The sequence below is a fragment of the Flavivirga spongiicola genome, assembly GCF_030540825.1.
Classification (GTDB): Bacteria; Bacteroidota; Bacteroidia; order Flavobacteriales; family Flavobacteriaceae; genus Flavivirga; species Flavivirga spongiicola.
Genome location: NZ_JAUOEO010000001.1, coordinates 2,069,031 through 2,092,498, shown reverse-complemented (window position 1 = coordinate 2,092,498; position 23,468 = coordinate 2,069,031). Strand labels below are relative to the sequence as shown.

Sequence of the window (23,468 nt, the reverse complement as noted above, 5' to 3'; positions counted from 1 at the left end):
GAATTGCCTTTTTTTGGCAATTCTGGGTGAGGTAAAATACAGAATTTCGATTTATGACCTTGAGGTCAAAACTTTGTGCTCAACTTGATTGAGTATGAAACCAGCGAAAAACTCCTGTGGTTCTACCCTGGTGATAGTTGGTTTCAAGAAATTCTTTATTACGATTAAGTCTAATAAAAATTGATGTTATTTAGTGTCGGATATATTAAGAATTTATATATAGTCATTATTAAAAATCTTTATGTCTGGTGTTTTTCTATTAGAGCTTATCTGTATCTTTGCAAACAAATTTATAAGACATGACCAAAAACGTTCGTGTGCGTTTTGCGCCTAGCCCGACGGGACCATTACATATAGGTGGTGTTCGTACCGCTTTATTCAATTATTTATTTGCAAAAAAACATCAAGGAACTTTTGTTCTTAGAATAGAAGATACCGATCAAACGAGATATGTTGAAGGCGCGGAAAAGTACATTGTTGATGCGCTTAATTGGTGCGGCATTCTTTTTGATGAAGCGCCTACTTCGACTGCGTTCAGTGCAAATTCGAAAAACGAAACATTTGGTCCTTACAGGCAAAGTGAGCGAAAACATTTATATAAACAATACGCCAATGATTTAATTGCATCTGGCAATGCTTACTATGCTTTTGATACTGCTGAAACATTAAATTTTCATAGAAAAGATCATGAGGCAAAAGGGAAAACGTTTATATATAATTGGCATAACCGTTTAAAATTGAGTAATTCTTTATCGCTTAGCGCGGAAGAAGTTAAAGCGAAATTAGATGCCGGTGATGATTATGTGATTCGATTTAAATCTCCACAAGATGAAACGCTCCATTTAACAGACATTATTCGTGGTGATATTAAAATAGATACTAATATTTTAGATGATAAAGTATTGTTTAAAAGTGATGGTATGCCAACCTACCATTTAGCGAATATTGTGGACGACCATTTAATGGAAATAACACATGTTATTCGTGGTGAAGAATGGTTGCCATCTTTAGCATTACACTATCAATTATATAAGGCTTTTGGTTGGGAGGTTCCAGAATTTGCACATTTACCATTAATTTTAAAACCAACAGGAAAAGGAAAATTAAGCAAGCGTGATGGTGATAAGTTAGGGTTTCCTGTATTTCCTTTAGAATGGACAGATCCTAAAAGTAATGATATTTCAAGAGGTTATAAAGAAGATGGATACTTTCCTGAAGCTATGGTGAATTTCTTAGCATTTTTAGGCTGGAACCCAGGAACCGAACAGGAAATTTTTAATCTGGATGAACTTATCGAAGCCTTTGATTTAAGTCGTGTTAATAAATCTGGTGCTCGTTTTGACCCTGATAAAATAAAGTGGTTTAATCATCATTATATGCAAGAACAGAGTCATGATGATTTGGCCGAGTTGTTTAAACCCATTGTTGATGAAAAACTAGATATTATTGTGAGCGAAACGAAGCAATCTACTCCTCATAATGATGTAGATGTGAATTATATTTCTATGGTGATTGGACTCATAAAAGAACGTGCTACATTCATCTCAGATTTTTGGGGTTTAAGTCATTTCTTTTTTCAAGCGCCAGAAACTTATGATGAAAAAGCATCAAAAAAGGCCTTTAAAGAAGGCACCAAAGAACTTATGCTGGAATTGGTTTCAATAATTAACACCATTGAAGATTTTTCAGTAGAAAATCTTCAAACCAAAATTAAGGGTTGGATCACAGACAATGAGATTGGTTTTGGTAAAGTAATGATGCCATTACGTTTAGCATTAGTAGGTGCTTTACAGGGCCCTGATGTATTCGATATTATGTTTATGATTGGTGAAGGAGAAAGCGTTAAACGGATTGAAGCAGCGATCGCTTCTTTATAAGCTTTGGCATTCCTGCGAAGACAGGAATCCACTTTTGTGATTTCAATTTATTAGTTTAACTGAATCTCAGGTTTAATACCTTTTCTTTTATAAGATTCCTGCCTTCGCAGGAATTAAAACCTAAAATGAAACAATAGCACCTAAAACCAACATGGTTTGGTTCCCTTTAAAACGGGCGTTACCTCCAGTTGCATCTAAATTTTCATTTTCAAGCTTTTTCAAAATATTTGTGAAACCATAAAGATACTGTGCCTTAAGTTTCACGTTTCTTATACCTACAGAAGCACCTATAGCACCATTCAAATTAAATTGCGAAATATTAGTAATATCTTCCGCAGATAAATTGGTGTAGTTATTTATATAATAACCTTCTTGGACTTTGTTTTTAAATTCTAATTTGCTGTTATATTGCAGCATCGGCCCTAGATCTATAGTAACATAATCTGGAATTATTTTTATATGACCTAAAAATGCTATTTGAGCAGCAAACATTTTATATTCAATAAAAGTTTCTTCGGTACTAGATATAGCAGGTCTTCCTAAAATTTCAATATTGCTTTCAGATAATTGCATACCAAAACTCATATTGTACCATTGATGAGGAATGTCAACCATGGCTGATAATCCACCTAAAAAACCATCCCCTTGTTTGGTAACAAAGTTACTAGTTGTAATATCAAATTTGGTAATACCACCAGTAATACCAAAGCCATTAGAAATTCGATAATTTCCTTTTTGTGCAAAATTTGTTGTAACAAAACAGGTTACAATGACTACTAATAAAATAAGTTGTTTTTTCATAACAGTTTTAGGGATAGGTGTGCAAATATAACTTAAATTAGTAACTCATTATTTTCTAACAATTTTTATATAAATAACATGAACTATTTTCTCATTCCCATTATCGTATTTGGATTAATAATATTAATCTCATCATTCTTTATTGTGAAGCAACAAACCGCAGCTATCATAGAACGCTTTGGTAAGTTTCAAAGTATTCGTCATTCAGGTCTACAATTAAAAATTCCATTAGTGGATAGAATTGCAGGCAGGCTAAGTTTAAAGATTCAACAACTAGATGTTATTGTAGAAACAAAAACGAAAGATGATGTATTTGTACGTCTAAAAGTATCTGTACAATATAAAGTAATCAGAACCAAGGTTGAAGATGCTTTTTATAAATTGGATTACCCACATGATCAGATTACAAGTTATGTGTTTGATGTGGTACGTGCAGAAGTGCCAAAAATGATTTTAGATGATGTTTTCTTAAAAAAGGATGATATTGCTATCGCTGTAAAATCTGAATTGAATGATGCTATGCAAGATTATGGTTATGATATTATTAAAACATTAGTGACAGATATTGATCCTGATGCTCAAGTAAAAGAAGCTATGAATAGAATTAATGCTGCAGATAGAGAAAAAACAGCTGCACAATATGAAGGAGATGCTGCTCGTATTTTAATTGTTGAAAAAGCAAAAGCTGAAGCTGAAAGCAAGCGCTTACAAGGTCAAGGTATTGCAGACCAACGTCGCGAAATTGCACGCGGTTTAGAAGAATCCGTTGAAGTACTTAACAAAGTTGGTATTAATTCACAAGAAGCATCTGCGCTTATTGTAGTAACACAACATTATGATACGTTACAGGCTATAGGTCAAGAAACCAATAGTAACCTGATCTTGTTACCAAACTCACCTCAGGCAGGTAGTCAAATGTTAAATGATATGGTGGCAAGTTTTACAGCTAGTAATCAAATTGGAGAGGCCATGAAAAATACTAAAAAGAATAAAAATAAAGATGAATAAAATAACTTCAACTGTTTTAATGCTACTGCTGTTTTGTAGTAGCATTTCTTTTGCCCAATCTACCGAAACATTAAAAGCATCGGCTTTAAGAGATGCTAAAATTGCTTCGCAAGCCACCCTTAAAATGGATTTTGATAAGCTTTTGGACTATACCTATCCTAGTGTTTTGGAACTAATGGGAGGTAAAGAAAAAGCCATTGAATTATTAAACTCAACGTTTAATACTATGAAAGAAAGCGGTTTTGTTTTTGAAAAGGCTAATGTTTTGGGCGTTTCTGATATTGTTTTTGAGGATGATCAGTATCGCTGTTATATAGAAGGTTTCAACCAGATGATTATGAGTGGTATGAGAATAAAATCTAAAAGCTACTTGTTTGGAATTTATAATAGTGAAGCAAAATTTTGGTATTTTATGGAAGCTAAACAATTAAAAAATGAAGCTATGATGAAGCAGATATTCCCAAATTTTAAAACAAGTCTAAAGATTCCCGATGATGAAACGACTACTGAAGAGATATGATGTACTAAGCGGTCTAAAAGTGTCATTCAGAGCATTCCGACTGTTGTCGGAGTCGAAAAATCTCATAACCTATACATCGAATGAAAATTAAAGGTGTGCAGTAACTATTATGTTTATGCAATAAACAAAGGAACAAAAAGTAAGTTTAGATTCTTCAGTCGTTCCTCCTTCTGAATGACAAAATACATTACTTTTTGTTCCTTTGTTTTTAATCTATAACTTTTTAAACTTAGGTTTTTCTTTCTTTTTCTCAATGTTATCACCACCACTTATCCTACCCGGAAATGTTAAAGCAGTACTCGCAAACGTTGTTCCAAAGTTAATATGTGCATAATACACTTGACTAACCGCATCTTTTACCTGGTTTTCAGATAATTCTTTTAAAGGATGAATAAATATAGACCACAATACACCGTCTGAAACGGCATATTTGACGTCTAGAGCAGTATGAAAGTTAGCAACCAAAGCTGCCTTAATTAAGTCATCAGTCAAACTATTTGAATCTGCAATTGGAGACATAATTCGCATTCTATTATGATTTGTATCCGTAATAGACATTAACGGAATTTCTTTAATAAAAAATTGCCAGGCACCAGGATTTCCTTGAATGGAATCACTAACAGTTGTATAAATGGTGTTTAGCTTTTCATTATTCATATCCTGCGAAAAAATACAGAATGGTAAGACTAATAAAATGAACGCCAGTTTTTTCATAATACTTAATTTATCTTGTTTAAGTCGAAAAAACAAATGTATCCAAACAAAAACAACCCAGTTTAGTTTTTAAACGGATGTCGTTCTTCCCAGTCTTGTGTTGGATTCATTAACCCAAATATGGCTTTTAAGATAGCATTCAGGAATTTATTGGTATGCTTTAAATATACCAACATAGCTTTTGGTCTTGCTCCTACAGAGCTTTTAATTTCCATAGCTGTTCTGGCATAGACTACAGATGAAAATTTATTTTCAATCCCAAATTTTACCATATCATAAAGCATATTCTGGTATAACTGATTTGGATATTGGTGTTCTTTATCATAACCTAGAAAATAGGTTTCCAGGTTTTTACCATTCAAGATTAACGTATAAAATCCGACTAACTTATCATCTAGATAATAGCCAAATATTCTAAAGTTTTCGTTTAGTTTTTGTTTTAAAATATAGAAATGTTTTTCTGGTAGAATGAAGGTGTTAAACTTAGCATTATTAGAAACGTTTAAATATAAGTGATGTAATTTTTGTGTATTAGCTTGAACAGCTTCCAGGTCTAATTCCATACATTTTATAGCACCGAATTTCTTTTTCGCACGCTTGTATCTATTCCTATATTTTTTGTTTAAATCAGCTATATAGTCTTCAAATTTTAACCAATTTAATCGTGTTGGCATAATCATATTAGGTTGCACAAATACTTCATGCAATTTATGATCATTAAAGGCAGTTTTATCTTTATGAATAGAATCTTCAAGAAAAAAGTCCTTAAGCATGACAGCTCTTATTTTTTTCCCTTGAGTCTCTTTAATTTTTATTCTTAATGTATCTAATCCTTTAAAAATAAAATTGAAAAAGTCCGATTGCGTCATCCTGTTTTCATCAAAAAACAAAGCATGTTGCCCTGTATGAGTCAAGTTTCCAACAACTAGTATATTTCCTTTAAGAATCTTTGAAATGATATTTTGAAAAAATTCTTTCAAGCAGGATACTTGTGTTTTCCTAAACATATCTTTTAGGTACAGTTGCACACGCTGAATGATAGCAACACCAACTAGTAGGTCTTCTTTAAAAACACCAATATAAAAGAGTTGTATATTATCTGGAGAAGCTTCCTCTAAAGCCTTTAAATAGTCAACTTGTAAAAAGATATCGTGTTTTACAAAAGCATTCCAGCCTTTAGGAAGGCTGTTAGCAGAATAATAAATATGAGATGTTTTGTTCAATAGGAATAATAAAAAAGACTGAAAATTACAATTTTCAGTCTCTAAATATGTTAAAACTTTACAAAATGATTATTTCCAGCCACAAATAATAGCTCCCATAACACCTAAAGTTACAATCCAATAACCACTGTTTATAAAAATATATTTTGCGTTTTTACGCTCAAATAATGCATTCGTGCCTATTATGGGAAGTGCTATAAAAACACCGGTTATAACACCATGTAAAGCACCGTGTTTAAAAGTTCTAAAAGCGTCCCCATAATCATTCATTAAAGCTTCATAAGATGGTAGTGCAACAGATGGATCACCGCCAATTAAACTAAGAACCCCCATTTGATGAATAACAATACCAGGAAGCGACATTGCTAATAAGAAAGCAAATAATAGTGCTAAACCAAAAATTTTAGCCATATTCCCGCCTTTTACTTGTTCGTCTGTCATACCTGCTGCCTGCATCCAAGCATTTCCAAAAACTTTTGGGTTGTACCAAATAAATCCGACAACTAATGCCGAAACTGCAGCAACAATGATTGCTGGAAAGTTTAATAAATCCATAATATTTTAGTTATAGTTAAGATATAAATATATATAAAATTATAACATCAATATTGTTTTTTAATGTTTTATAAACTTCAAAACATATTTTAAATAGACTCAGCCTCAGTTACTAACAACTCATTTTTGTCTTCCAGAGCTTTGCTAATAAAATCGTTTATAGCATCGTTTTTGGCTTGTCCATTTTCTAACAACACCCCTAAAGTAAGTACTACCGCAATTCTGGTTCCTACTTTTTTAACAGCAGTATTAAATAACGGCTGTAACTCTTCGTAAGTCACATTTTTAGCAAGCTCCTGAATTTCCGCTTTTATTTTTTGCTGTTTTAATTCTGGTAAATTAGTATACTTTTTTCCTAGTTGCTGAATAACATCAATCGCTTTTCGTTTTGACTGTTGCGATTTGTTATTTTGTTGCTTTTGCTTTGAATTATTTTGTGCAGACTTCTGTTTAGCCTTAGCCCAAGAATCACGTAACCCAACTGTTTTATTGAATATGATCTTTTCTGAAGTAGCATCGTTATCTACATTAAAATAGCCTAAACGTTGAAATTGAAACCTATCTCCTATTTTAGCATTTTTTAAACTTGGCTCAACGAAAGCTTCAATAACTTTTAACGAATTAGGATTTATAAAATCCATAAAATCTTTGTCTTGATGACTATCCGGAGCCTCGTCCATAAACAAGCGATCGTATTCTCTAACCTCCGCTTTTATAGCGTGCTTAATAGATACCCAATGTAACGTTCCTTTTACTTTTTTAGCGGTGTCTTCTGAATAGGTACAATGAATTTCTATAACATTCCCATCTACATCTTTTTTAACACCTTCAGCTTTAATTATGTACGCATTTTTAAGGCGAACCTCACCTCCTAATTTTAATCTAAAAAACTTATTACCAGCCTCTTCTTTAAAATCGTCTTTTTCAATATACAACTCACGGGAAAAAGGTACTTTTCTAAATCCGGCATTTTTATCTTCTTGATTATTCTCAGCCTCTAGCCATTCTTCTTTATCTTCAGGATAATTTGTAATAACCAGTTTTACAGGGTCTAAAACAGCCATCACGCGTGGTGCCGTTTTATTCAAATCTTCACGAATACAGAATTCTAAAAGTGAAACATCAATGACATTATCACGTTTAGCAACACCAACCGTCTCCACAAATTTTCTAATGGCATTTGGTGTATAACCACGACGACGCAAGCCCGAAATGGTTGGCATACGTGGGTCATCCCATCCGCTTACCACACCATCATTAACCAATTGAAGCAACTTACGCTTACTCATAATGGTATAACTTAAGTTTAAACGCGCAAATTCACGCTGCTTTGGTCTTACAAGAGCTGTGTCTATAATCTGATCTAAAAACCAATCGTAAAGGGCTCTGTGGGGCTTAAATTCTAAAGAGCATAATGAATGTGATATTTGTTCTATATAATCGCTTTCACCATGCGTCCAATCATACATTGGGTAAATGCACCAGTCGTTTGCTGTTCTATGATGATGTTTTTTTAAAATACGATACATGATCGGATCTCGCATGAGCATGTTAGGATGCTGCATATCTATTTTAGCACGAAGTATGTGTGAACCTTCTTCGAACTCGCCATTTTTCATGCGTTCAAATAAATCTAAATTTTCAGCAACACTTCTATTTCTAAAAGGGCTATCAACTCCCGGTTGTGTAGGGGTTCCCTTTTGTTCTGCCATGGCTTCACTAGATTGGGAATCTATATAAGCTTTTCCTTCTTTTATAAAAACAATAGCCCAATCGTAAAGTTGTTGAAAGTAATCTGAAGAAAATAATTCTTTATCCCATTTATAACCTAACCAAGCAATATCCTCTTTAATAGCATCTACATATTCCTGCTCCTCTTTTGCCGGGTTTGTATCATCAAAACGAAGGTTAACAGGCGCATTATATTTTTCGCCTAAACCAAAACTAATACCAATAGCTTTTGTATGACCAATATGTAAGTAACCGTTTGGTTCTGGAGGGAATCTAAAACGCAATGCGTCTTTCTGCATTCCATTAGATAAATCTTCTTCTATAATTTGCTCAATAAAATTGAGTGATTTTCTTTCTTCAGACATTGTAATCAATTAAAACGCAAATTTATAGAAATAAAGCGAGATTTAGATATAAAAAGACCTTTCAGAACATTGAATTTGAAAGGTCTTTAAAAACATCTTTGTTGGAATGTAAACACACTAGCCCGTCACTTTAATAATCTTTGTTAATGTGTATCCATTTGTTGTGTCTCCTGTTACAGAATCTGCTAGATTTGCTGCTCCGACAATACCATCGTTTAAATTATTAGTATCGGCTATTCCTTTATATTCAGTTGTTGCATATACTGTATTAGACACATTTTCCGGAAAAGAAACCTGTGTAATCAACAATGAGGACCCTGAATTGCTCTTAATTTCTACATGGAGGTGTGGTGTGCGCCCTGGGTACCAACCCGGGTAAATACTTATAAAAGATGCTTTTCCATTAGTATCGGTCGTTTGTCTTCCGCGTAAAAAATGTTCACTAGTAAAGTTACCATCTAATTGTCCACTATATTCGGAATAATTACCCTTAGCATCACATTGCCATATATCAACAATGGCATTTTGTAATGGAGTACAATTGCTATTGGTATTTTGAATTGTAAAATTAATTAACAAAGGTACTCCTGTTTTATTTCCAACTATGTTTTCCCTCACTAAGTCGGCTGGAGTTTTAATTGGAAACGGTCCTGCGGTTTCTGAAGGCGATGGTGCACATGCATCGGGGTCGTTGTCATTGTTATCATCATTACTGCATGATGATAATACTGTTGGTATTGCAACAATAGACCCCATACCTATTAAACCATTCTTTAGAAATTTTTTTCTGTCCATAATATTAAATTTTTGTAGGTGTCAGATCACTAATTGACCTATTTAAAAAAGTTGACGATCTGTAACACTCAAACATTATTGTCTATAACTACCATCCGGTAAAACAGTTGGAAACTTATATTGCGGATTAGTTAATAACGTATAAATTGCCGAATCATTGTTTTCAACTTTTGTTTTGGTATTTAGTTTCCATTCTTGTTGTATTTCATCTAATCTATTTTCTTGAGCTCCTAATATTGAAGACATAGACCAATACCAATATTCAATCGTCATACAGTCTTCATAGCCACAGGTCGTGTCATCGTATGTGTACCATGCGGTTGTAGGGTAAGTGGTAGGTATCGTTTCAAAATAACCCCCTCTGGCTATATCCATGGCATTGGCAAGATCTGTTCCGTGTTTTAAGCCAAATACGGTAGGATAAACTTTTGCATGCCCAGCAAGGTTAATGATGTGCCATATTTCTTCTAATGAAGCATCGAATTGACCTGTATGTCCATTAGTGTGCCAAGCAGGAACGGTTTCATCCGCTCCTAAATCTTGTCCCTCTCTACCAGTCGGAGGGCTAGAAGGTTGATCACTCTCTGTTTTCCACATAAAAAGAAAAGCTTTATTTTCTATCATCTTATCAACAACTAATTGATTATCAATAGTCCCATCCTCGTTATTGTCGAGATATTGTGCCATAATGTTTGCTGCATGCAATAATTTGGCGTCTTCTACTTTTGAGGCAGCATAGATATCGATACCAAAAACAACAACTTTACGATTAAAATTGGTTAACCCAGGATCATTATTTGCAACTATGGTAAAATTAGGGTCATTACCTGGGTCAATTGCTGTTATTTCATTGGTTAAAGAGTTATCATCGTTAGAACAAGAAGCTGTGCTCAATGTAGTTAAAACTATAATTACTATAAGTATTAAAGGTGTCTTTTTCATGATTTTATTGTTTTACGTTTTTGCTATTATTGAGTAAAAATATTATAGGTACTTAATTCTGCTTCTGTCATATTGTGTATACTATTTGCTGGAGCTGCATTAATGGTAAAATAATAAAAGTCCTCAGCCTGTTTTTGTGTAAAACCTATAGAAACATAATAATTTATATAGGGTAAGTGGTTGGCGTGACCAACTGGGAAATCGGTAGCTGTTTGATTGTTCCCTGTTGCCCAGGAATGCACTCCAACTGTTACATTGGTGCCTCTGGTTCTCTGTATTCCAGCTAAGAAAAAATCTACGCCTCCTGAGGCAATACCACCATTGGTGTTTAAATGAGTATGGATGCCCAACTGGTGTACACGGGCAGACAACTTAAGATTGGTTTCGTCATCCATTGAACCATCACATTGTTTTATCTCTATTCTTTTTATATTAGGAAATGCTGCGTATACAGCATTAAAATCATTTAGCGATGTACTACCAATAACACCATTCATTTCTATTGTGGTGTCTCCAGCCAATACAGTAAAAATGCCTTGGTTTCTAGAAATGGTAGAGGTATTGTCATCTTTTGAGCAAGAAGGCAATACGACTACCATAGTAAAAAATACTACTATATATTTATGTAATTTCATGATATCTAATTATTTAACTGATTTATTAGGTCTAACAGGTTCTTTATTAGTTATTTTTCAACCTTTTGAAGATGTACCTGGTTATAAAAATACCATTGTTATCACCTTCTCCTGCATCACTCTCTACAGCCGAATTGACAAATGCCAGATCCCAACCTTGACTAAGCATTGTATTAATCTTTGAAGATATTACAGCATCGTTGGCTGCTATATTCTGAAAACGAATGCCTCCTATATTGAAAAAATTTAGAAGTTTGGTTTCTTCAAAATTTTTGACACGAATTTCTTTTCTTGAAGACTTATTACGTTCATCATCATCTTCTGTTCTAGATGATGTGAATTTTTTATGATCGCGCTCCTCTTCTGTAGATATGATTCTTGACCTACCCAAACCACTTGAAACAATAGATTCTACACTTGTAATCACTTTTACCTCATACCTTTGAGCGTTAGTGTCCTCTTCACTTTGAGCAGATACGCTCAAAATAATTCCTATAGCTATAATGCTAGTTAAAAATACTTTTCTCATTATTTAAGTTTTTTATGTTATTATGCTTATTTACAATCAAATAGCGTGCTTTATAACACTCTTATTTCATCAAACAAGTCCGAATAGAAGCATTCGGACTTATATAACACATAATCTATTTATTATCAACACTTAACGAAATCACTGTAAAGTTTCCTAATGTGGTTTTATTATTAGATATGTTTGTGATATTTCCTAAAAGACTCACTGGAGGTGTGGAAAATAACTGACTTGGGTCTCCACCGGAATCTTCACCAGAATCCTCATTAGCCTCTATTTGCGATCGCTGATTAAGTAAAAATTGATATGAACTGAAATTTATATTCCCTAACGAAGCTTTAATGGCATCATATAATGGTAAGGGTTGATCATCATCAAGATCCCTAAATAGATCAACACCGAGAGAAGCATCTGCATTACCATCAAAAACGACATCGTTAGATTCCGAAAAATTTGAAGACACTAACTGCCCTTGGTTAAACAGTTCTACTTTTACTTTATAAAAATTTGTAATACCAACAGGGTCACTGAACTCAATATTTAAAATATCGTTGAATTGTTCATCTATTTCTATTTCAGTTATAGACACTACTGGTTTCATAAATTCTTCCTTAGATTTAAATTGTGTACCATCGTTGAGAACAACCTCAATCCAATATGTATTATCAATAGTGGTTGATATGGGTTGTAATGATGTATAAACGCCTTTGTCAATTGAAAAATCAGTAGTTATTAAACTTACAGCTCCATTACTGTTTTTTGTGAATAGAGAAATAGTAGCATCATTTACGGCTTGAAAACTAGATGTCGAATTTAACGGTAGGGTCTGTTGAATACTAATTGATACTGGCTGATTCAAATTAGTCAGCTCTCCAAAAATAACTGTTTGTATGTCATGAGAAACATCAACACTTATCTCTTTAGTACACGAAGAATACAAAATAGTTATTAATGCAAATAATAGTGTTTTTATATGTGATGATTTCATGGGTCTTAAAATTTAAAGTTATAGGTAATAAAAGGAATTGGTGCACCGATTACCGAATATTGAAAGGTTTTTAATTGGTTGTTTCTTAGGCTAGAATATACCGAGAATGCATTCTTTCTAGCATAGGCGTTATAAACACCAAAAACCCAACTGCCCTGCCATTTCCTGCCTTTATTCCTTTCAGGTGTATATGTAAATGATAAGTCCAGTCTATGGGTATCCTTAAGTCTATACGCATTGCGATCAGAGTATGTAAAATATTGATTTCCGTCTATTTCAAACTTACCCGTAGCATATGTAGTAGGCCTACCTGTCTGGTAAGTGAAAAACGCGCCTGCACTCCATTTTTTATTCAGTTTATAATTAGTTGTCAAATTAAAAATATGAGGTCTGTCGTAATTTGATGGATAATAATTACCATTATTAAGGTTCTCTGAAGCAAATGAACTTGTTGTTTTTCTTTTCGTTACAGAATAAGTATAATTAGCATTCCCAGTTAACTTGCCTTTAGTTTTATATGCTCCTAGTTCAACTCCATAGGAATATCCATTTGAGGTTAACAATTGTGTTTCTAAATTTTCATTTAAAAACAGATCTGCTCCATTTTTGTACTCTACTTGATTTTTAAAGTTTTTATAGTATCCGTCAATTGAAAAATTATACTGGCTATCTTCTGTGTCATAGGCATATCCAGCAGATATTTGATTCACTTCCAATGGTTTAATATGGAAACCGGCCGGTTTCCATATATCAAAAGGCAAGGCTGCGTTTGTATTGGATATTAAATGTATATACTGAAACATTCTATTGTACCCTAGCTTTATAGCTTTTCTATCCGATAAATCATACTTTAATGCCAGACGAGGTTCAAAGCCTTTATATGATTTTATAACCTTATTACTTTTATATGTTTTAGAGCCCGTAATGGTACTAACGGTTTGTGGTAAACTTGGGTCGTAAAAAGAAACTTTATAAGGCCCTATATTTCCAAACCAAGAATATCGTAATCCGGCATTCATAGAAAACGCCTTCCACTTTCTATCATAAGAAACATAAGGTGCTATTTCCAAACCCTTTTCGGTACCAAAATTTATGGTATTAATACCTGCTTCATTTCCTGTTACCTTGGCCGGAGTAAATCTATAAAGTGTACTGTTTACTCCAAATCTTATTTTAGTATCTGCATTTTGATAAAGCGTAAAATCTGGTTTAATAATCCAATTTTCTACTGCAGATTTCCAAGTAAAATTACTAGCTGTTGTTCCAGTTGGGCCTCCTCCACTATTTTCAGAAGATAGTGCATAATTGTACCGGCTATAAATTCCAGAAATATTCATAAACAATTTACTTGAAAAAATATGATTCCACCTCAATGTGGCTGTTGCATTTTTCCACTGAAAATCAATGGTCTCATTTGTGTTACTTGAATTTGTGTTTTGTGTATCTCCGTCATTCTCTTCTGTAAACTTCAGTTTCATGACATCGGCTCCAAAATATCCAGAAGCAAACAACTTATTGTTCTCGTTTATATTCCAAGATAATTTTGCATTTAAATCATAGAAATACACTTTATTTCCTTTGATACTCTTGATTAAAGGAAAAAATAAATCAAAGTAAGAACGACGTCCAGAGGCTAAAAAACTAAGTTTGTCTTTTTTTATAGGTCCCTCAAGCGTTAATCTAGAAAACAGCAAACCTAGGCCACCTTCACCTTTAAATTGTTTATTACTTCCTTCTCTTTGGCGTATATCTAAAACTGAAGATGCTCTACCCCCATATCGTGCGGGAATACCTCCCTTATACAATTGCATATCTTTAACAGCATCTGCATTAAATATGGAGAAAAAGCCCCAAACATGTGAAGAATTATATATCGGTGCTTCATCTAAAAGAATCAAATTTTGGTCTATATTTCCTCCGCGAACATTAAAACCAGATGTTCCTTCTCCTACTGACGATACACCAGGCTGAGTTAATACAGATCTAGTAATATCCGGCTCTCCCAATAAGGCAGGTATTTGTTTAATATCTTTAGGCTTAAGATTAACAGACCCCGCTATAACACTCCTTGTTTGACTTTTTGTGTTTGTAGTGGTAGTGATAACAACTTCTTCTAACAGACTATTATCCACCTTCAATTGGATCTTAAGCTTTTGAGGGCTGGAGAGATTAATCTCCTGAATAAAATCTTGATATCCTAAATATGAAACTACTAAGGTTTGTTTGCCTTTTGGAATCGTTAATGAAAAAAAACCGTACTCATTGGTTACAGTTCCTTTCTCTGATTCTTTAGAATAAATAGTTGCTCCAAGAAGTGTCTCGCCTGTTTCAGAGTCTTCAATAGTGCCACTAATTTGTGAATCTTGAGCAAAGACAATATATGATGTTGAAAAAAAGAAAAGTGATAAAAATAGGTGTTTCATTTGCGTTCATTTTAATTGTTTGCAAAAGAACGCTGGTTATGTATAAAAATTGATGAAACTTTGTCCGACTGCTTCTATTCGTACTTATTAAGAGACAACTCGTATTGTTTTGGTGTCATGCCCTCTATCGTTTTAAAAGCTGTATAAAATGTTGATTTTGAAGAAAAACCCGCCTCTTGAGCCAGGCCTAAAATGGATAATTGTTCTGCCTTTGGAGATTGTAATAAGCTTTTGAATTCGTTAACCCTAAATCTATTAATAAAATGATAAAAATTAGTTTCAGAATACTGATTTATCAATTTTGACAATTCTTTTTCCTTAATATCCAATGATGCTGCTAACATTCTCAAATTAAGGTTTGGATTATTAAATAACTTATTCGTTTGTATTTCGGTTTCTATTTCTTTAAACTTTTCTAAAAAGTCTTCATTATTATCAATCTTATTTTTTGGGGTATCAGTAGCTCCCTGATTTAAATCTTGATAATTAGTTTTTATAGACGGAATGTCACTAAAGAGCTGAGCTTGAAAAAAACCATTATAGCCTACCCAGTACACAATAAACAATGTGGTTAAAATTTCTAAAAACAAGAATAAATCTCCTAATCTTTCATTTAAAATTTCTGCTATCTCTCCAAAAAGTAAAAAGAAATGAAGTATTAAAACCGTAATAATGATACTCTTGATCCAAGACAGAGTTTTATATTCTAATTCAGAATAATAGTTAGCTACTTTCTTTTTATGCTTATTTAAAAACCTATAGGCAATTATCATTAGAGGTAAATTAATGACAGGAAACAACAATATAGATATGATTTCTAGAACACTATCTTCTTCAATATGAAGGATATTAAATAAAATCCCTGGTAAGAACAATAATAAATACCAGACATTAAAAGATTTGTTTATAGTAATTATTATATAAAGAAACAGAGAAGGAATAATTAATAATTCTGAATCAAAAATAATATTCTCATAAAAAGTCATATTGCTGTCCTCTTCAGAATCTATATACATTCCGTATAAAATGATCCAAGCTAAACTCCACATAAAGAGCACTAAAAATATATTGGCAATTTGGTTTTTTGATTTCACTGTTAAAAACAAAAGCCCAATCATAATAGCAGAAAAGCCAGATAATAGCTCTAGAAATAATAGCAAGTAATCTTCAAATAGCATTACAAATATTTTGATAAAAGTACATTTTTTTTTAAATACCTTTGCGCATAAATTTATTTATAATGGGAATTATAAAAGTTGAAAATATTAGGATATTTGCCTATCATGGTTGTCTTGAAGAAGAGACTAAAATAGGTAGTGATTATCGTGTTGATCTGGAGGTTAAAGCTGATTTACAAAATTCGGCAAAGACAGATAAGTTATCTAATACGGTTGATTATGTGTTTTTAAACAGGATTATTAAAGAAGAGATGGAAATACCGTCTCACTTGTTGGAAACGGTGGCAAGGCGCATACTCAACAGAATCTTTAATGAAGATAAATTAGTAAAAAAAGCAACGGTTTGGGTAAGCAAACTAAACCCGCCTATTGGTGGAGACGTTGAAAGGGTTACCATAAAAATGACCGATAGGCGTAAAAAATAATTTAAAGTAATTTAAAGTAAGGAAAAGTTATATTTTTTTTTACATTTGTATCCTCATTCTCGATGTCTCGGGAATGACAATTTTAAAAGGTTTATCAAAATATATTTTTGATGGATTTTTTCAAATTGGCGTCGTGGCCGAGTGGCTAGGCAGAGGTCTGCAAAACCTTCTACAGCGGTTCGAATCCGCTCGACGCCTCAAACAAACCTTCAAGTATTTCTTGGAGGTTTTTTTTATGATAAATTTTTAGAAAAAATTAATTAAAGAGAAGCAAAATTTTCCCTTTGGGTTTGCTTTTCGAATCCGCTCGACGCTTCCAAAAATAAGCTTAAAGATTATTCAGGAAGCTTTTCTTTTATAGGGCTTATTTTTTCTAACTTCTCTTTATTTTTTTCGTAAGTTTCAGGAAACAGACCTTGTACAAATAATAAAATTCCAAAGCCTAGGATAACCATAGCGATTACTTTTTTGGTTTTAAAAATAAGTCGAGGTGTTAATTTTGCTTTTAATCTTTTGGCGACTAGGATTTTAATGATATCTGTAACAAAATAAGATACGATCATGGTAACTATAAAAACAATATCACCATTTTTTGATGTCGTTAATGTATCTCCTAATACCATAAAACCTAACCAACCAATCAAAACACCAATATTTATAAAATTAAGTAAGAAGCCTTTTATAAAAAGCTTGCCGTAGTCTTTTTGAATTTCAACTTTGTGATATTCTTTAACAATAGCTCTAAAAGATTTTGATGTTTTTATGAAGGAAATAATGCCATAAACAATTAATAAGACACCTCCAAAAATTAAGAAACTAGGGTCGTTACTAACTTTTCCTCTTAGATTATTGGTACTATAAAAAGCAATAACAATAAAAATGATATCGGCAAATATAACACCCAAATCGAATATTAAAGCACTTCTAAAACCTTTTGTAGCACTTGTTTCTAAAAGCACAAAAAATACGGGACCAATTGTAAAGGCCAGTATTATTCCAAAGGGAATGGCGGTTAAGATATCATCAAGCATAACTAAGCTAAGGTTTACACAAAGTAAAGAAATATTTTATAACTAAAGTAGGCTTGCCAGCCACAAATAATAAAAGCGTGTGATAATTAAATCACACGCTTTAAAGCAAACTAAGTTAATACTTCTCTAACTACTTCTTAACTAGTTTTAAACTGCTAATCCCACTTGCAGTTTTTATTCGGGCAAAATATAGCCCAGATCTTAAGTTAGCCCCATCTATGATTGCTTCGCTTCCATTAGGTGCTAATGATAGTGCACTTTTCCCTAAAATATCGAATACTCTAATTGATGAGATGCTTTCGCTTTTAGTTTTAACCGTCCAACTATCTTCTGTTGGATTGGGATACGTTTTATAACTTGCTACTTCATTTTCTTCTGTACCTAAAGTGGTGTTTTTGTGGAGATAAATATTATCTAAATAACCAACATCTAATGTTCCTGAAACCGTTAACAAAAATTCTAATAACTCAGCTCTGGCATCCACACCTGAACCTCTCACATTGGCAAAATTTGTTAATGGAACATCTATTGAAACCCATGTTTGCACATCGGTTGGTCCGATCGCTACTGTTAATTCAAAAGCATCAGTTTCAGCACCACCGCCTGCATGGTTTGACCATTTAGGGTTAAATACTTGTCCTGCTACAAAACCATCGGAGATCCAAAAATCCATATGGAAATGTGTCATTGCAGAAGCGTTAACTGAAGCACCTAAAGAAAGCCCTAAAAAGTTACCAAAGTCAATTTTTAGAACATCATTTGAAGCAATATTTTCTACTGTAAAATCCGAATCATCCCATGGCACATTAGCTACACCTATAGGGGTACCGTAAGCATCTCCATAGATAGAAATAACATCTGCTGCTAATCTTGCTGGTGGTACTGCTGGTGCGGTTGTTGGTGGTACTGCTGGTTCTGGACATGCAGTACAAACGCCTCCACAATCTATACCAGTTTCATCCTGATTCTCAATTCCATCATTACAAGATTCAATAGGTAATGAAGAACCTTCAACAAAAGTTACATTATCAATAAAGGTTGTTGTAACAGGAGAATTACCTGCCGTACCAATAAAACCTCCTGGTAAACCTCCAGAGATATCGTAAAGTGGGAAAAATGCAAATGTTTCATATTCTCCATCCGGAACACCTCCAACAGTGGCATTATTAAAATTAAATTCTAGTGTTTCCCAACCAGTTCCATTATGAGCAGCTGGAACTTCTGAATTACCAGCGCCATTTATTCCGTCTATTACTTTAAGTAAAAAATCATTACCCGTAGTAGAATAAACCTCAACAGAAACAATTTTAGTACCACCTGTAGCAGTCGTTAAATCAATAGCAGATGTAGTCATTGTAAGATGGGCTTCCTGCCAAGGGTTACCACCTGCTTTAGTAAGCAATCTTCCAACTTTTCCATTAGCTGGTGCTGTTGGGGTTGGATCATCTTCAATTGCTACATCGACACCAGCATCTACCCAGTTACCACCAGTAGTAACGTCGCTCTCAAAATTTATTGGAGACGACTGTGCGTATCCAAAAGATACTGTTAATAGGATTAGTAATAATGTAATTTTTTTCATCATAATTTGTTTTTAGAATTAGTTGTTTGTTTTTAAACTAAAATTCACGCCTTGCAAACTATAATGGAGAACCTAACAAAGGTGGTATTTAGATATTCGTAAATGTATGTGTTGATTGTTAATAAATTAGTAGACGATACCGCTACAAAAAGCATACAAGACAATAAAAGCAGTTTGTTTTTGCATTATTCACAATGACGATAGGGTAGTAAGTCTTTGTTAATGGGGATAAACGGGATATTTAGGCTACTTCTTTTTAGAATCATTTTAGTATTAATTAACTGTAAATAAAGCAATTAAGAAGCAATGTTGTGGCAATGTTGTGGTGATTTTATTAATTGCTGTCATACTTTTTATCCTTGTATACATTTATTGTTACTAAAAGCATCAAGTTTGTAGAAATACTAATAAATACCGAGCCTGATTCTCAGTACTTAATAGAACAATATGACCCATTGGTCTGAAACTTTTTACTACTAGATTTTTTTAATATCGTATGGTTTTTTTAAAGCAGCACTTTACTGATTTCAAATGCAGTTAAAGCTATGTACTTTTAGTGCATTTCGCTTTCAGCTTCTAAAAACTTTTGACACGAACCAGCCTGCCGGCTGGCTGGTTTCACGAATTCACACGAATTCAGTTTTACAATGTTTATTATTTTATATTTTGGTATTTCACGAAACAGACTTTCAGTCTGCCAAAGCGAATCTATGGACTTCCAGTCCATAGTAGTTTAGTTTTTGTAATTATAAACTGAGAGGGAAGAATTATTATTTGTAACGATTATGGTGTTTTGGTTATTTTCCTGTTTGATGTAATTAATATCTCTACTATCATAGGGAATATTAAGCCCGCTCTGTGAAGGCGGCATGAAATGAAAATTGTTTTTACCATCTCCTAAAAGCACGGCACCAATACTAGCATCATAGCGAGTGGTCTCAACTTCTACGCCATAATGATTGCCAACAGTAATAATGTCTTTATTGCCATCATTATCAACGTCTAATACCAGCGACGATTTAATAGGGGACATTTGAGCTTGTATCGGAAGTAATTGTCTTAGTAACTTACCACCTTCATTTATTAAAATAATGCTTTCAAAATTATGAATCTCATATTTAACCGCATCGCCTACTTTATCTTCTGGTAGAATGTCTAATAATTTGGAAGCCGCGAAACTATTAAAATCTTTGAATTTATCTGCAACATATGGCATTTGTTGACTTGTACATTCTCTTCCTCTTACGGGCACGTAATCGTTTTTATAAAATTTTGCCAATACAATATCGTTTGTTCCATTGTTATCAAAGTCGTTGGCGTATACCTTAAAAGGGTGTTCTTTGGTTGCCTTAAATTTATTATTAATGCCTAAGTTTCCAACTATATAATCATCATCGCCATCGTTATCTAGGTCACTAGCCGTTATAGACCACCATAAACCTCGGGTGTCTTTAAGTCCATATTTTTCCGAACTATTTATAAAGACCCCTTCTTTGTTTTCTAAAATTATAATTTGCATCCACTCTCCAACTAACATCAAATCTGCGTCATTATCACCATCAATATCTGTAAAAACAGCATCAGTAACTAATCCCATATTTTCAAGATCTGGAGCGGTTTTACTGGGTGCTTTTTTAAACACGCCATTATCGTTAATAAGCAAATAACTACTTGCTGGAAAAGGATATTGTCTAGAAATAAGTCGTGTACCAACAAATATATCTAGATCGCCATCTGCATCAATATCAGATGCCTTCACGCAGTGAGAGCTTTCAAAAATAGGCGGTAGCCCATGATCACTTTTAGCAAATACGCCCTGCCCATTATTTATATATAGTCTGTCTTTTAATAAAGTATTTCCTTGTTTAAATTCATTACCGCCACTAGCAACAAATAAGTCCTGATCATTATCTCCGTCTACATCTAAAAATAGGGCTCCTAAATCTTCTGAGTCTTTATCATTTTCCCAAGGCTGCGATGTGCTTTTACGGAATTGTCCATTGGTGTTTTGAAGATAGAGTATGCCGCCTTGTCCTGCTGCTCCACCAATAAATAAATCTTCCAATCCGTCTCCGTTAACATCCCCGACAGTAGAGAAAGGGCCGTTTTGAGATAGTTTATGGGGTAGTAAAATTTCAACTTCAAAATCATCAAACTCATTTTCTTTATGACTATAAGAAATACCAATATCGTTAGGTTCTATTTGAGCTAATAAGGGTTGTTTTTTTTCAACTCGTTTTGTTGGGGTTTTTGCTTTTGAATATTTAACAGTAAGTGTTGTATTTGCCTTTATATTTTCAAACACATTTATTTTGCCATCTGGCCACTTGACTTCCACTTTCTCAACTTCAATCTCTTTACCCAATCCAAAAAATAAGCCTGGTTCTACCGAAGATAAATAGCCTCTGGTCACTGAATTTTCTAAAACCTGCATGTTACCGTTATGATGAATAGTTGCTTTAGCCCCATAACCAAATGTGTTTGTATCGGAACCTTCTAGATCAATCTTTAAGAAATTGCCGGTCGCTTTGTTTTCATAGACGAATGCTAAAGCGTCCATATTATTTGTAACAACGTCTAAATCGCCATCATTATCCAGATCTCCATAAGCTATTCCGCTTGAGAAACTTGGTGTTTCAAAACCCCAATCTTTTGTGACCTTTTTAAACTGAAGATTGCCTTTGTTATTATAAACATAATTAGAAATAGGTTGGGAAGGTGTGTTTTTACTTATATTGAAAAATTCTTGCGTCGATATATTTGGATCTAGATTGGTTACAATAGCCATATAATCATTATTTCTAACATCTTTTTTAACGCCATTGGATATTATTATATCCTTTAAACCATCATTATCTAAATCTACAAACAACCCGCCCCAACTCCAATCGGTTTTAGCAACGCCAGCCATATTAGCAACGTCAGAAAAACTGCCGACACCTGTATTAACTTGTAGTGTATTTGACATGTATTGACAATGCTTTCCTAAACTAACTAGTTGATTGAAATTTTCGGTTGACATAGAACCCATGTTGGTTTTTGATCGAAAATGATCCTCTGCAGCCATTTCTAACGTGATAATATCTATCAACCCATCGTTGTTTATATCACCTACGTCTGATCCCATACTGAACCTGGAAATATGTTTTAAATTTTCATTAATCACATTTCGAAACGTTCCATCTCCATTATTATAATACATAAAGTCTGGTTCATCATAGTCATTAGCAACATATAGGTCGGTCCATCCATCATTGTTGAAATCGGCAGCATTAACACTTAACCCATATGCAAAAACCCTTGAGATACCTGCGTATTCTGAGACATCACGATATCTCCCTTTATCATTTATATATAATTTATGTGTAAAGAATTTATAACTGTCTTCCGTGATCGTGTGACGAATAAACAGCTTTTGGTCTGCTGGTTGGTTGACTTGATACATATCCAAATCACCATCATTATCCATATCAAAAAAGACTGCTTGGGTAGAATATCCGGCATCTGCAAGCCCATAAGCCATCGCAGATTCTGTAAATGTAAGATCTTTATTATTTATGTAAAGTAGATTTTTACGTTGCTCAGGATTCATGAATTCTCCATTTCTGCTAACATAAATATCGAGATAGCCATCCGAATTTACATCGACCATGGTTACGCCCCAAGACCATCCTGAAACTCTGGCTGCTCTTGATTTCTTAGTAATATTTTCAAATTGAAAATGGCCTTTGTTTAAGTAAAGTCTATCACTCACTTGGTTGCCACAAAAGAATATATCTGATAGACCATCATTATTTATATCGCCTATAGCGACTCCTGCACCATTATATATTTGGGAATAATAAAAGTGATTAAAATTTTCGGTTTCTTTAATGGAGTTATTAAAATCAATGCCTGTTTTATCTGAAGAAAGTAATTGAAACCCTCCAACTAATGTCTCTGCGCATAGCGGGCGTTTTGATTTTTGGCAAGACATGATTATAATCAATATCAATATTGTGACATAATTGGGTTTAATTCTGATCATTACCTTCTTAATTATAAATTTACTTAATGTAACAAAACTTTTGATACGAACCAGCCAGCCGGCTGGCTTCACGAATTCACACTAATTCAGTTTTACAATGTTTATATTTTGGTATTTCA

19 protein-coding genes and 1 tRNA gene are annotated in these 23,468 nt (G+C 33.5%); 5 read left to right on the top strand and 15 right to left on the bottom strand.

The window, feature by feature from the left end:
- Nucleotides 1-299 precede the first annotated feature (299 nt).
- The gene (gene gltX / locus Q4Q47_RS08335) at nucleotides 300-1,877 is read left to right on the top strand and encodes a glutamate--tRNA ligase (RefSeq protein WP_303306197.1); all 1,578 of its coding nucleotides are present in this window, start codon (nucleotides 300-302) and stop codon (nucleotides 1,875-1,877) included.
- 120 nt (nucleotides 1,878-1,997) lie between these two features.
- Here the strand turns inward: gltX and Q4Q47_RS08330 are convergent, their stop codons facing one another.
- On the bottom strand, nucleotides 1,998-2,678 hold the full coding sequence (locus Q4Q47_RS08330) for a hypothetical protein (RefSeq protein ID WP_303306196.1): 681 nt from the start codon (nucleotides 2,676-2,678) through the stop codon (nucleotides 1,998-2,000).
- 78 nt (nucleotides 2,679-2,756) lie between these two features.
- Between Q4Q47_RS08330 and Q4Q47_RS08325 the strand changes: the two genes are divergently transcribed.
- Entirely contained in the window at nucleotides 2,757-3,686 is a 930-nt protein-coding gene (locus Q4Q47_RS08325) for an SPFH domain-containing protein (RefSeq protein WP_303306195.1), read from the top strand.
- Nucleotides 3,679-4,206 (top strand): hypothetical protein, encoded by a 528-nt coding sequence (locus Q4Q47_RS08320; RefSeq protein WP_303306194.1) that lies wholly within the window; start codon nucleotides 3,679-3,681, stop codon nucleotides 4,204-4,206. Before Q4Q47_RS08325 ends, Q4Q47_RS08320 begins: the two co-directional genes overlap by 8 nt.
- 213 nt (nucleotides 4,207-4,419) lie before the next feature.
- On the opposite strand, the gene Q4Q47_RS08315 is transcribed toward Q4Q47_RS08320, so the two are convergent.
- The 11 genes from Q4Q47_RS08315 to Q4Q47_RS08265 form a co-directional block, all read right to left on the bottom strand.
- Entirely contained in the window at nucleotides 4,420-4,920 is a 501-nt protein-coding gene (locus Q4Q47_RS08315; RefSeq protein WP_303306193.1) for a hypothetical protein, read from the bottom strand.
- 62 nt (nucleotides 4,921-4,982) lie between these two features.
- On the bottom strand, nucleotides 4,983-6,143 hold the full coding sequence (locus tag Q4Q47_RS08310) for a GNAT family N-acetyltransferase (RefSeq protein WP_303306192.1): 1,161 nt from the start codon (nucleotides 6,141-6,143) through the stop codon (nucleotides 4,983-4,985).
- 69 nt (nucleotides 6,144-6,212) lie between these two features.
- Nucleotides 6,213-6,698, bottom strand: a complete 486-nt coding sequence (locus Q4Q47_RS08305) for a DUF1761 domain-containing protein (protein WP_303306191.1) — start codon at nucleotides 6,696-6,698, stop codon at nucleotides 6,213-6,215.
- 89 nt (nucleotides 6,699-6,787) lie between these two features.
- Complete coding sequence (locus Q4Q47_RS08300) at nucleotides 6,788-8,794, bottom strand: glutamine--tRNA ligase/YqeY domain fusion protein (protein WP_303306190.1); 2,007 nt, start codon at nucleotides 8,792-8,794, stop codon at nucleotides 6,788-6,790.
- A gap of 117 nt (nucleotides 8,795-8,911) precedes the next feature.
- The gene (locus Q4Q47_RS08295) at nucleotides 8,912-9,589 is read right to left on the bottom strand and encodes a dioxygenase family protein (RefSeq protein WP_303306189.1); all 678 of its coding nucleotides are present in this window, start codon (nucleotides 9,587-9,589) and stop codon (nucleotides 8,912-8,914) included.
- 75 nt (nucleotides 9,590-9,664) lie between these two features.
- On the bottom strand, nucleotides 9,665-10,531 hold the full coding sequence (locus Q4Q47_RS08290; protein ID WP_303306188.1) for a hypothetical protein: 867 nt from the start codon (nucleotides 10,529-10,531) through the stop codon (nucleotides 9,665-9,667).
- Nucleotides 10,532-10,557: 26 nt separating this feature from the next.
- Nucleotides 10,558-11,166 (bottom strand): hypothetical protein, encoded by a 609-nt coding sequence (locus Q4Q47_RS08285; RefSeq protein ID WP_303306187.1) that lies wholly within the window; start codon nucleotides 11,164-11,166, stop codon nucleotides 10,558-10,560.
- A gap of 46 nt (nucleotides 11,167-11,212) precedes the next feature.
- Nucleotides 11,213-11,695, bottom strand: a complete 483-nt coding sequence (locus tag Q4Q47_RS08280; RefSeq protein WP_303306186.1) for a hypothetical protein — start codon at nucleotides 11,693-11,695, stop codon at nucleotides 11,213-11,215.
- Between the two features lie 115 nt (nucleotides 11,696-11,810).
- The gene (locus tag Q4Q47_RS08275) at nucleotides 11,811-12,683 is read right to left on the bottom strand and encodes a DUF4249 domain-containing protein (RefSeq protein ID WP_303306185.1); all 873 of its coding nucleotides are present in this window, start codon (nucleotides 12,681-12,683) and stop codon (nucleotides 11,811-11,813) included.
- A gap of 5 nt (nucleotides 12,684-12,688) precedes the next feature.
- Nucleotides 12,689-15,106: a TonB-dependent receptor gene (locus Q4Q47_RS08270; RefSeq protein ID WP_303306184.1), complete on the bottom strand. Its 2,418-nt coding sequence runs from the start codon at nucleotides 15,104-15,106 to the stop codon at nucleotides 12,689-12,691.
- Nucleotides 15,107-15,180: 74 nt separating this feature from the next.
- Nucleotides 15,181-16,284 (bottom strand): AraC family transcriptional regulator, encoded by a 1,104-nt coding sequence (locus Q4Q47_RS08265; RefSeq protein ID WP_303306183.1) that lies wholly within the window; start codon nucleotides 16,282-16,284, stop codon nucleotides 15,181-15,183.
- Nucleotides 16,285-16,346: 62 nt separating this feature from the next.
- On the opposite strand from Q4Q47_RS08265, the gene folB reads away from it, so the two are divergent.
- Entirely contained in the window at nucleotides 16,347-16,709 is a 363-nt protein-coding gene (folB, locus tag Q4Q47_RS08260) for a dihydroneopterin aldolase (RefSeq protein WP_303306182.1), read from the top strand.
- 127 nt (nucleotides 16,710-16,836) lie between these two features.
- Nucleotides 16,837-16,907: transfer RNA gene (locus tag Q4Q47_RS08255), tRNA-Cys, on the top strand.
- Nucleotides 16,908-17,044: 137 nt separating this feature from the next.
- On the opposite strand, the gene Q4Q47_RS08250 is transcribed toward Q4Q47_RS08255, so the two are convergent.
- The 3 genes from Q4Q47_RS08250 to Q4Q47_RS08240 form a co-directional block, all read right to left on the bottom strand.
- Nucleotides 17,045-17,740, bottom strand: coding sequence for a LysE family translocator (locus Q4Q47_RS08250; RefSeq protein ID WP_303306181.1), 696 nt, complete (start codon nucleotides 17,738-17,740; stop codon nucleotides 17,045-17,047).
- A 130-nt stretch (nucleotides 17,741-17,870) separates the two neighbouring features.
- On the bottom strand, nucleotides 17,871-19,325 hold the full coding sequence (locus Q4Q47_RS08245; protein ID WP_303306180.1) for a T9SS type A sorting domain-containing protein: 1,455 nt from the start codon (nucleotides 19,323-19,325) through the stop codon (nucleotides 17,871-17,873).
- A 730-nt stretch (nucleotides 19,326-20,055) separates the two neighbouring features.
- Complete coding sequence (locus Q4Q47_RS08240; protein ID WP_303306179.1) at nucleotides 20,056-23,298, bottom strand: VCBS repeat-containing protein; 3,243 nt, start codon at nucleotides 23,296-23,298, stop codon at nucleotides 20,056-20,058.
- Between the last annotated feature and the right edge of the window lie 170 nt (nucleotides 23,299-23,468).

What these genes read in the sequence shown, in the direction of transcription:
- folB (WP_303306182.1), top strand. Translation starts at nt 16,347, where the DNA reads ATGGGAATTATAAAAGTTGAAAATATTAGGATATTTGCCTATCATGGT.
- Q4Q47_RS08280 (WP_303306186.1), bottom strand. Translation starts at nt 11,695, where the DNA reads ATGAGAAAAGTATTTTTAACTAGCATTATAGCTATAGGAATTATTTTG.
- Q4Q47_RS08315 (WP_303306193.1), bottom strand. Translation starts at nt 4,920, where the DNA reads ATGAAAAAACTGGCGTTCATTTTATTAGTCTTACCATTCTGTATTTTT.
- Q4Q47_RS08250 (WP_303306181.1), bottom strand. Translation starts at nt 17,740, where the DNA reads ATGCTTGATGATATCTTAACCGCCATTCCCTTTGGAATAATACTGGCC.
- Q4Q47_RS08265 (WP_303306183.1), bottom strand. Translation starts at nt 16,284, where the DNA reads ATGCTATTTGAAGATTACTTGCTATTATTTCTAGAGCTATTATCTGGC.
- Q4Q47_RS08325 (WP_303306195.1), top strand. Translation starts at nt 2,757, where the DNA reads ATGAACTATTTTCTCATTCCCATTATCGTATTTGGATTAATAATATTA.
- Q4Q47_RS08320 (WP_303306194.1), top strand. Translation starts at nt 3,679, where the DNA reads ATGAATAAAATAACTTCAACTGTTTTAATGCTACTGCTGTTTTGTAGT.
- Q4Q47_RS08295 (WP_303306189.1), bottom strand. Translation starts at nt 9,589, where the DNA reads ATGGACAGAAAAAAATTTCTAAAGAATGGTTTAATAGGTATGGGGTCT.
- Q4Q47_RS08285 (WP_303306187.1), bottom strand. Translation starts at nt 11,166, where the DNA reads ATGAAATTACATAAATATATAGTAGTATTTTTTACTATGGTAGTCGTA.
- Q4Q47_RS08275 (WP_303306185.1), bottom strand. Translation starts at nt 12,683, where the DNA reads ATGAAATCATCACATATAAAAACACTATTATTTGCATTAATAACTATT.
- Q4Q47_RS08300 (WP_303306190.1), bottom strand. Translation starts at nt 8,794, where the DNA reads ATGTCTGAAGAAAGAAAATCACTCAATTTTATTGAGCAAATTATAGAA.
- Q4Q47_RS08330 (WP_303306196.1), bottom strand. Translation starts at nt 2,678, where the DNA reads ATGAAAAAACAACTTATTTTATTAGTAGTCATTGTAACCTGTTTTGTT.
- Q4Q47_RS08305 (WP_303306191.1), bottom strand. Translation starts at nt 6,698, where the DNA reads ATGGATTTATTAAACTTTCCAGCAATCATTGTTGCTGCAGTTTCGGCA.
- Q4Q47_RS08240 (WP_303306179.1), bottom strand. Translation starts at nt 23,298, where the DNA reads ATGTCTTGCCAAAAATCAAAACGCCCGCTATGCGCAGAGACATTAGTT.
- Q4Q47_RS08290 (WP_303306188.1), bottom strand. Translation starts at nt 10,531, where the DNA reads ATGAAAAAGACACCTTTAATACTTATAGTAATTATAGTTTTAACTACA.
- gltX (WP_303306197.1), top strand. Translation starts at nt 300, where the DNA reads ATGACCAAAAACGTTCGTGTGCGTTTTGCGCCTAGCCCGACGGGACCA.
- Q4Q47_RS08270 (WP_303306184.1), bottom strand. Translation starts at nt 15,106, where the DNA reads ATGAAACACCTATTTTTATCACTTTTCTTTTTTTCAACATCATATATT.
- Q4Q47_RS08245 (WP_303306180.1), bottom strand. Translation starts at nt 19,325, where the DNA reads ATGATGAAAAAAATTACATTATTACTAATCCTATTAACAGTATCTTTT.